This window comes from Streptomyces milbemycinicus, assembly GCF_002154605.1.
In the GTDB taxonomy this organism is placed as follows: domain Bacteria; phylum Actinomycetota; class Actinomycetes; order Streptomycetales; family Streptomycetaceae; genus Streptomyces; species Streptomyces milbemycinicus.
Genome location: NZ_MUNE01000960.1, coordinates 1 through 9,004, shown reverse-complemented (window position 1 = coordinate 9,004; position 9,004 = coordinate 1). Strand labels below are relative to the sequence as shown.

Below are 9,004 nucleotides of genomic sequence, written 5' to 3'. Positions count from 1 at the left end.
TCCGCGAAGTCCGCCGCCGGGTCGTCCAGGGGTGTCCCGTGGAGGAGTTCGACGCGGTGTACGAGGCGTGGGGAGATCAGGGGGATCGCGACGATGCCGGGGGCGCCCTTGGTGGCGGAGTGGGGGAGGAGGGTCAGGCCGTGGCCCGCTGCGACCAGGGTGAGGAGCGCCCGTACGTCGGTGCCCTCGTAGCGCAGGGCGGCGCGGAAGCCGTCGGTGGCGCCGGCGGCGCGCAGGTGGCGCAGGGGGACGACGAGCGCGCCCTCGGCGATGGGCAGGGTGGACAGCGGGCCGAGGTCGGGCAGCGGCAGGGGGTCGCCGGGTGCCGTCAGGCCGTCGGTCAGGCCGAGGTCGAGCTGTCCGGTGGCCATGGCCGCGGGGATCTCGTCGCGGCCCAGGAGCCGTACGGCCGTCCGTACGCCCGGGTGGGCCCGGCGCACCTCGGCCAGGGCCGCCGCGACCCGGGGCGTCATGGCGGGCGGCGAGGCGCCGAGCGTAAGACGCGCGGTGGCGGCTCCGGCGAGGCGCTCGACGTCCGCGCGGGCCGCGTCCAGCCGGTGCAGCAGCGGGCCCGCGTGCTCCAGCAGCCGCGCGCCCGCCGCGGTCGGCGCCACCGGACGCCGGGTCAGCAGCGGGGTCCGCAGATCGGCTTCGAGCGTGGCGATGTGCCGGGACACGGCCGACGGGGGGAACCCCAGGTCGCGGGCGGCCTCCGAGAAGGACGCGCGGCGGGCCACGGACACGAAGGTGCGGAGCAGGTGCGGATCCATCGCCTCAGTATTCCGGCTCGCGGGGCACCCGATGACCCCATCTCCGGGCGCCTGACGCTCAGGGAGCGTCACTTGGGCGAGCGTTCGAATCCGGGGTGTGCGGCGGCCGGGCGACCAGCCGTGCGTACCAGGCGGAGGAGGCCACCAGCTGGCCGATCGCGAGCCCCGCCACCACGATCAGAAACACCACGATGAGCCAGGACAGCAGCGTGAAGACGGGGCCGAGGGGACCGAGGTCGGCGAGGCTGCGGTCCATGGCCCGCGGCATGACCAGACGGGAGGCATAGCCCAGCGCGACGGTGCCGGTGCCCGCGAGCACCGCGCCCGGCAGCAGCGGCAGCCATCCGACCCGGCCGCCCAGCAGCAGGTGCTGGGTCCACCACCACAGCAGGACGGCCGACAGCAGGGACAGCACGAGCCCCGAGACGATCCCGGTGCCGAAGCCCCTGCGCACCGGCGCCTGGACGAACAGCACCGCCAGCCAGACCAGCACCCACAGCAGCCAGCGCCACGCCGCCACGCGGATCCTCGCCCTGGGCAGGTTCCAGCACCGTTCGCAGACCCCCTGCAGGGCCCGGCTGAAGGCCGTGGCCGACACCAGCGCCACCACGAGACCCACGGCGCCGGAGGGTTTCCTCGTCGTACCGGACGCGGCGAGTGCCCGGCGCAGCTCTTCCAGCGCCTTGCCGCGCACGCCGACCACCGAGCGCACGGAGTCCGCCAGCAGGCCCTTCCAGCCCTCGGGAGCGAAGGCCGCCACCGCCATCAGCAGTGGCAAGGCCGTCAGGAACGCCTGTGCGGCCAGTCGGCTGGCGGCCTCCAGAGTGTTGACCGCCAGCAGCCGCTCCGTCAGCCGGGCGACCGCCCCGGCGACTGACGGGGCGCGCGCCGCGGCCAGGACACTCCGTGCTCCGCCGAACCGGGGTGGCCGGTGTTCGTCTCCGCCGGAACGCACCGCCTGCCTCCTGCGTTCCAGGCTGCCACCTCGGACGGTCCCGGGAATTCGCCCCAACTGCCGCCACCGCCGATAACGGGTGCTCGTGGCGCCCGTTCGCCGCCGCCGCGACGATGCCCAGCAGCACCAGGACGAGGACGACGAGGCCCAGGACGAGCGCCACGGACGCCGGGGTGGGGTGGTTCCACAGGACGAGCGCGAGCGCCCCGCCGCTGATGACGACCCCGGTGGTCCAGCCGCGGTGGCCGTCCAGCCAGCGGCCCGTACCGCCCGTACGCACACCGGCGCGGGCCAGGGCCCGGCCGGTGGCGCCGGTGGCGCGGGCGGCCCCCGAGCGCACGGCGCGGGCGCCGCGCCCGGGGCCGTACAGATAGCCGGACAGCACGGTGATCACGGCGATCACCAGGATCGTGCGGGTGCTCTCGCGCAGGAAGCGCACGAAGGTGTCGTAGATGGTGGCGGCGGCGTCCTCGGGCAGCGTGGTGGGCGGCACGGAGTCCAGATACACCCGGCGCAGTACGGCGAGGCCGACGAGCAGCACCAGCATCATCACCGCGACGCCGATGCCCACGCTCATCAGCGCCACGCGGTGCGCGGGGGCCGTTCCCACGGCGAGGGCGGCGAGGACGAGCGCCGTGACCGGCAGCCAGACGCCCAGCACGTTGAGCAGCCGCATGGCGTCCTGCGCCTTGTCGAGCTTGTCGGTCCGCAGCAGCGGGACCGTCCGCTCCACGGTGGGGATGTGCGCGGCCTTCTCGTAGCCCGCGTCGACCAGTCTGTGTTTGACGTTGTCGATCAGGGTGCCGATGTCCAGGACGATGGTGTTCCCTCTGGCCTGGACGGCGCTGGGCCCCTCGCCGGTGAGGACCTTCACCACGGCGGCGTGCGCCCGGCGGTTGGCGGCGGTCCACACCTGGGCGAACTGGTCGCTGTGCACCACCTTGGCCACCACGTCGTGGACGGCGGTGGTGAGGGCCGTCTTCAGCGGCCCGGTCAGCAGCCGGGCGCTGTCGGCCACCCGGGGCGGGGCGCCGACCCGGTCGAGGGCCTTGGTGAGCGAGGCGGTGACCCCGGCGACGTCGACGTTGTCGACGACGCGTTTGGTGAGCCGGTCGGTCACCGCGTTCTGTACGGCGGGGTCGTGGGCCAGCGGCGCGACGGTCCGTACGTACTGGTCGGTGTCGGAGACCTCCTCATGCGCCCAGGTGGCGACCAAGGCGAGCGGTGCCAGTAGCACGGCAAGCACCAGCAGCACCGACGCTCCCGCGTACCGCAGCCTGCGGTGGCGGACGGCGACCGCCTTGCGCAGCCGCTCGTACTCCTGGCGCTCGGTGGCGCTCAGCGGAGGTTCGGGGGGAGGCTTGGAGGGAGGTTCGGAGGAGGGGGTGTCCGAGGAGTCCATGCGGTCCTCCTTCGCATGATCCTCATGGTGCGCTGAGGCACGGGTGATCGCCATGCGGGGCGCGTACGGCAGAGCGGCGTGTATGAGAAACGGATCACGGCAGCGCGAGCCCACCGTGCGGCGGTCCATGTATTAGGGTTATCTTGACATCGAGATATCCGCCGGAAGGCGCACCGCGGCCGCGCCAGTAAGGCTTGCCTAACTAAGCCTGACCTTACCTGATGGGCGAGGGCGTGGGGCGGCAGGATTGCGGTAGTACGCGCGAGATCATGCATGAAGGAGACTGTCGTGTCGGCGAACAGCTTCGACTCCCGTAGCACACTGCAGGTGGGCGACGAGTCGTACGAGATCTTCAGGCTGGACAAGGTGGAGGGATCCGCCCGTCTGCCGTACAGCCTCAAGGTGCTGCTGGAGAACCTGCTCCGTACCGAGGACGGCGCGAACATCACCGCCGACCACATCCGCGCACTGGGCAACTGGGACCCGAGCGCCCAGCCCAGCCAGGAGATCCAGTTCACGCCGGCCCGCGTGATCATGCAGGACTTCACCGGCGTGCCGTGTGTTGTGGACCTCGCCACCATGCGCGAGGCCGTCAAGGAGCTGGGCGGCGACGCCGCCCGTATCAACCCGCTCGCCCCCGCCGAGCTGGTCATCGACCACTCGGTCATCGCCGACCGCTTCGGCACCCCCGAGGCCTTCACGCAGAACGTGGAGCTGGAGTACGGGCGCAACAAGGAGCGCTACCAGTTCCTGCGCTGGGGCCAGACCGCGTTCGACGAGTTCAAGGTCGTCCCGCCGGGCACCGGCATCGTCCACCAGGTCAACATCGAGCACCTGGCCCGTACCGTCATGGTCCGGGGTGGACAGGCGTACCCCGACACCCTGGTCGGCACCGACTCGCACACCACCATGGTCAACGGCCTGGGCGTGCTGGGCTGGGGCGTCGGCGGTATCGAGGCCGAGGCCGCGATGCTGGGCCAGCCGGTCTCGATGCTCATCCCGCGCGTCGTCGGCTTCAAGCTCACCGGCTCGCTGCCGACCGGCACCACCGCCACCGACCTGGTGCTGACGATCACCGAGATGCTGCGCAAGCACGGTGTGGTCGGCAAGTTCGTCGAGTTCTACGGTGAGGGCGTCTCCGCCATCCCGCTCGCGAACCGCGCCACCATCGGCAACATGTCGCCGGAGTTCGGCTCCACCGCCGCGATCTTCCCGATCGACGTCGAGACGATCAACTACCTCAAGCTCACCGGCCGCAGCGAGCAGCAGCTCGCGCTCGTCGAGGCGTACGCCAAGGAGCAGGGCCTGTGGCTGGACCCGGCCGCCGAGCCCGACTTCTCCGAGAAGCTGGAGCTGGACCTGTCGACGGTCGTCCCGTCGATCGCCGGCCCCAAGCGCCCGCAGGACCGGATCGTGCTGGCCGAGGCCGCGCAGCAGTTCGCCCAGGACATCCGTAACTACGTGGCCGAGGACGAGGAGGCGGGCAAGGAGTCCTTCCCGGCCTCCGACGCCCCCGCGCTCGACCACAACGGCGTGCCGACCAAGCCGACCCCGGTCATCGCCCCCGACGGCAGCCAGTACGAGATCGACCACGGCGCCGTCACCGTCGCCGCGATCACCTCCTGCACCAACACCTCCAACCCGTACGTCATGGTCGCCGCCGCCCTCGTGGCCAAGAAGGCCGTCGAGAAGGGCCTGACCCGCAAGCCGTGGGTCAAGACCACCCTGGCCCCCGGGTCCAAGGTCGTCATGGACTACTACGACCGCGCCGGCCTCACCCCGTACCTCGACAAGCTCGGCTTCAACCTTGTCGGCTACGGCTGCACCACCTGCATCGGCAACTCCGGCCCGCTGCCGGAGGAGGTCTCCAAGGCCGTCAACGAGGCCGACCTCGCCGTCACCTCCGTGCTGTCCGGCAACCGCAACTTCGAGGGCCGGATCAACCCGGACGTCAAGATGAACTACCTGGCGTCCCCGCCGCTGGTCGTCGCGTACGCCATCGCGGGCTCCATGAAGGTGGACATCACCAAGGACGCGCTCGGCATCGACCAGGACGGCAACCCGGTCCACCTGGCCGACATCTGGCCCTCCGAGAAGGAGGTCGAGGAGGTCGTCGCCTCCGCGATCGGCCAGGAGATGTTCAACACCAGCTACGCCGACGTCTTCGCGGGCGACGCGCAGTGGCAGGCGCTGCCCATCCCGACCGGCAACACCTTCGACTGGGACCCGGAGTCCACCTACGTCCGCAAGCCCCCGTACTTCGAGGGCATGACCATGGACCCGGCGCCGGTCCAGGACGTCACCGGCGCCCGGGTGCTCGCCAAGCTCGGCGACTCGGTCACCACCGACCACATCTCCCCGGCCGGTGCCATCAAGGCCGACACCCCGGCCGGCAAGTACCTCACCGAGCACGGCGTCGAGCGCCGCGACTTCAACTCCTACGGCTCGCGCCGAGGCAACCACGAGGTCATGATCCGCGGCACCTTCGCCAACATCCGGCTGCGCAACCAGGTCGCGCCGGGCACCGAGGGCGGCTACACCCGCGACTTCACCCAGGAGGGCGCGCCGGTCTCCTTCATCTACGACGCGTCGCAGAACTACCAGGCGGCGGGCATCCCGCTGGTGATCCTGGCGGGCAAGGAGTACGGCTCCGGCTCCTCCCGCGACTGGGCCGCCAAGGGCACCGCGCTGCTCGGCGTCAAGGCCGTCATCGCCGAGTCGTACGAGCGCATCCACCGCTCGAACCTCATCGGCATGGGCGTGCTGCCGCTCCAGTTCCCGGAGGGCGCCTCGGCGCTGTCGCTGGGCCTGACCGGCGAGGAGACCTTCTCCATCGCGGGCGTCACCGAGCTGAACGACGGCACCACCCCGCGCACCGTCAAGGTCACCACCGACACGGGCGTCGAGTTCGACGCGGTCGTGCGCATCGACACCCCCGGTGAGGCGGACTACTACCGCAACGGCGGCATCATGCAGTACGTGCTGCGCTCGCTGATCCGGAAGTAAGCCCCGGACCCCGGGCGGAAGCCCTCCGAGGGATTCCCGAAGAACGGGCCGCACTCCCCAGCACGGGAGTGCGGCCCGTTCGCCGTTCGCTGCCGGGATCAGGGGGTGTCCGGCGGGGACCTCCGCCCCAGACCCCGGGGTCTGGGGCGGAACCCCAGCTTCGGAAAGCCCCGATGTTCGTAAGTAAGAGCTCTGGAGCATATCGGCAGGTCAGCGGGCATGGAAGTGCCCCGTCCCCGGGTCGTGACCAGTCGGGGACGGGGTTGGTTCGGTGATGCTCTCACCGCGCGGTGCGCGGCACTCCAGCGAAGGGGCGGACCGGGGCGGGAGCCTGAGCGCGTCCGCTCAGCGTGGGCACGTCTGCCATCGGGCTCGGGGCTTGTCCCCATACCGGTGACTTGCACTGCCGAGGTATGGGTTTGCGGTGAGTTTGAGACGGCGACACGCCGAAGCGACGGCGTGTCGCCGTCTCAAACTCACCGCAAAGTCACTGGGCCGTGCGGCGTCATCAGCGGGTCAGCCGGTGTTCTGACCGGTCCCGATGAGGACCGGCTCTGGGACGCGGCCAGCGCCTCGGGTACCTCGATCCGGGGACGTGCGGACGGTACGGTCACGGGTCGGCCTCCTCGGTGCCGGGCGATCAGCGCGGCAGCTCGACCTTCACCGGGCCGCAGCCCAGCCGCTCCGCCTCGGCTGCGGCGTAGCGGGGGAGGAGCTTGCGCGGAAGGTCGTCCCTGCCGGTGCCGTCGTCCTGGACGAGGAAGATGACCAGACCGGTCTGGCACATGGTCTGGTACAGAGCCAGGTCCCGGCCGACTGAACTCCTGCCTCGCTTCTCGTAATCGGGTGCTTCGTTGCGGTCGGTCAGGTCGGACAAGACCTGGGCGAGCCGCGGGCTCTCGATGGTGACCAGCCGCAGCCGCGCACGCCCCCGTATCGAACTGTCACCGACGCCGCAGACGCGGGCCGTCCCGGGGCTGTGCGTGAGCAGTGTGCTGTTGAGGAAGTACTCCTTCTTGGGGAGGGTCAGCGTCAGCCCGTCGATGCCGCAGAGCCGTCGTGGCTCGGTGTCCTTGCGGGGAGGGACGGCGGGAAGGTCACCCGGGAGCGGGAATGTGCCGTCGCAGCGCAGGGCGCGCATGGCGCCGTTGGCCAGCCGTACGGTCGCCCGCGCCACCTGGTTCCGCCAGTGGGGGTCCTCGTCGGAGCTCATGGGCGGCCTGCCCCAGGACGCGTCGACGACCGCAGGCCCGTTGATGCCTCCCCCGCTGCCGCAACCCCTGGGGAGCGCCAGCCAGGTCCGGCTCTCCGAGGCCATCCCGACGAATCCCTTGCCGAACGGCACCGCCAGCGGGGAGAGGAAGTCCGTCAGCCAGCCCGCGGACTGCGCGTCGTACTGCCCGTCGAGGTGGTGGAGCCGGAAGTCGACACGCGCGACGGGGCGGCCGTCGTCCAGCGCCAGGAGCCGACAGGCGCCCTGGACATTCGCGCTCCCGTGGGTCGGGCGGATCTCCTCCGCGCGGACCGAGAGGTCGGGGTCGAAGCGGATGAAGAGGTCGTGGTCGAACAACGCCTCCGCGTCCTTCTTGGAGAGCGCCCCCCAGCACACGGCCTGTTTCTCGTCCGACCACGGAAGGCTGTCCGTCTGCCACGCGGTCAGCAGGCTGCCGATGAGCGCGCTCACGACTCCCACGGTGATCAGCTGACCGGGCCGGCTCCGCAGTAGACCCCAGGCCCGGCGGCCACGCCGCCTCCACCGGCCCTTGCGCGCCGCCGCGGCGGCGACGAGGAAGTGTTCCTGCCGCCGTAACTCCTCAGGGCTGCTCATATTGAGTCTCCATGTGGTGTGACGGCGGCGCAGCCGAGGCGCTTGGCCACGGCGGCGGCGTAGACGGGGAAGATATGGGACGGGGTGGCGAACGGGGTGTCGTCGGCGACGTCCGTCCGCTCCATGGACATCACTGCCGTACGGCCCGAACACCGGGCCCGGACGAGCGCGCCATCCGCGTCCATAAAGCCCTGGCCGCGCCAGCCTCGGGCGGGCGGGGCGCTGCCGGTGAGGCCGTCGAAGAGCTTCACCAGCCGGGGGTGGGCGGTCATGGTGAGCCGGGCGGCCACCGTGTCGTACCAGCGGACGACACAGGTCTGGAGGTCGTCGCTGACCGGGCCCACGGTTGAGTCGAGGCCCTTGTCGCTGCCCTCGGCACCACCGGGCGCGGGCCTCAGTCCGTCAATCCGGCAGGCGCCCGAGGAGTAGCCGGTGACGAAGGTGTCGTCAGGCACGTATCCCGGCGGTATGGGTGCGGCGAAGCCCAGCGGCTTCTCCGGCGCGCAACCGGCCTTCTCCATGCCGTGGTTGGCGATGTCCACGAGCAGCTGCCCCGCCTGCCACGGCTCGGAGGAGACATCCGGCAGGGTGGGGGTGTCGTCTTTGCCGTCGCTCTGCACGCCGCTGACGGCCACGACCGAGGGGCGGCCGTCGACATCGCACTTCTCGGGGAGCACCAGGGTGGCGGAGCCCTCGCTGACGAAGCCCGGCAGCCCCTCGGGAAGCTGATCTCCCGCGCCGGCGAAGAGCTCGGCCAGCCAGGCGCGGCGCTTCTTCGCGTCTTTCGGGCCCGAGCCGTAGCTGACAGAGATCTTCTCGTGGACCTCGTTGATGCCGTTATCCCAGCTCGTGGTGATCGTGCACGAGCCGCGCGGGCGTTCGGGCGTCGGGGCCGTCTCCCGGAAGGTGCGGTTGTCGTTGTTGAAACGTAACGGCTCCTCGCCCTGCGACCAGGCGCCCCAGCAGTATCTCTTCGCCGCGTCGGAGTCGGCGTCCGCGTCGTCGCCTGCCCTGATGACCAGCCACCCCGCCACCAGCGCGGC

6 protein-coding genes are annotated in these 9,004 nt (G+C 71.2%); 2 read left to right on the top strand and 4 right to left on the bottom strand.

What is annotated here, in order from left to right:
* Together CCN51_RS49600 and CCN51_RS49595 are read right to left on the bottom strand one after the other, a co-directional pair.
* Window positions 1–770: LysR family transcriptional regulator (locus CCN51_RS49600; RefSeq protein ID WP_086861125.1), on the bottom strand; the 770-nt coding region annotated here is incomplete at its 3' end.
* A 58-nt stretch (window positions 771–828) separates the two neighbouring features.
* Entirely contained in the window at window positions 829–1,725 is an 897-nt protein-coding gene (locus CCN51_RS49595; protein ID WP_014175789.1) for a YhjD/YihY/BrkB family envelope integrity protein, read from the bottom strand.
* Between the two features lie 85 nt (window positions 1,726–1,810).
* Between CCN51_RS49595 and CCN51_RS59760 the strand changes: the two genes are divergently transcribed.
* Both CCN51_RS59760 and acnA read left to right on the top strand, forming a co-directional pair.
* On the top strand, window positions 1,811–2,959 hold the full coding sequence (locus CCN51_RS59760; protein WP_158104780.1) for a hypothetical protein: 1,149 nt from the start codon (window positions 1,811–1,813) through the stop codon (window positions 2,957–2,959).
* Between the two features lie 456 nt (window positions 2,960–3,415).
* Complete coding sequence (gene acnA / locus CCN51_RS49585) at window positions 3,416–6,133, top strand: aconitate hydratase AcnA (protein WP_014175787.1); 2,718 nt, start codon at window positions 3,416–3,418, stop codon at window positions 6,131–6,133.
* A 640-nt stretch (window positions 6,134–6,773) separates the two neighbouring features.
* Here the strand turns inward: acnA and CCN51_RS49580 are convergent.
* Both CCN51_RS49580 and CCN51_RS55490 read right to left on the bottom strand, forming a co-directional pair.
* On the bottom strand, window positions 6,774–7,961 hold the full coding sequence (locus tag CCN51_RS49580) for a hypothetical protein (RefSeq protein ID WP_014175786.1): 1,188 nt from the start codon (window positions 7,959–7,961) through the stop codon (window positions 6,774–6,776).
* On the bottom strand, window positions 7,958–9,004 hold a 1,047-nt coding region (locus CCN51_RS55490; protein ID WP_086861123.1), incomplete at its 5' end, for a hypothetical protein. The genes CCN51_RS55490 and CCN51_RS49580, both read right to left, overlap by 4 nt.

Bases quoted from the DNA above. Each gene is read 5' to 3' on its own strand.
- CCN51_RS49580 (WP_014175786.1), bottom strand. From the start codon at position 7,961: ATGAGCAGCCCTGAGGAGTTACGGCGGCAGGAACACTTCCTCGTCGCC.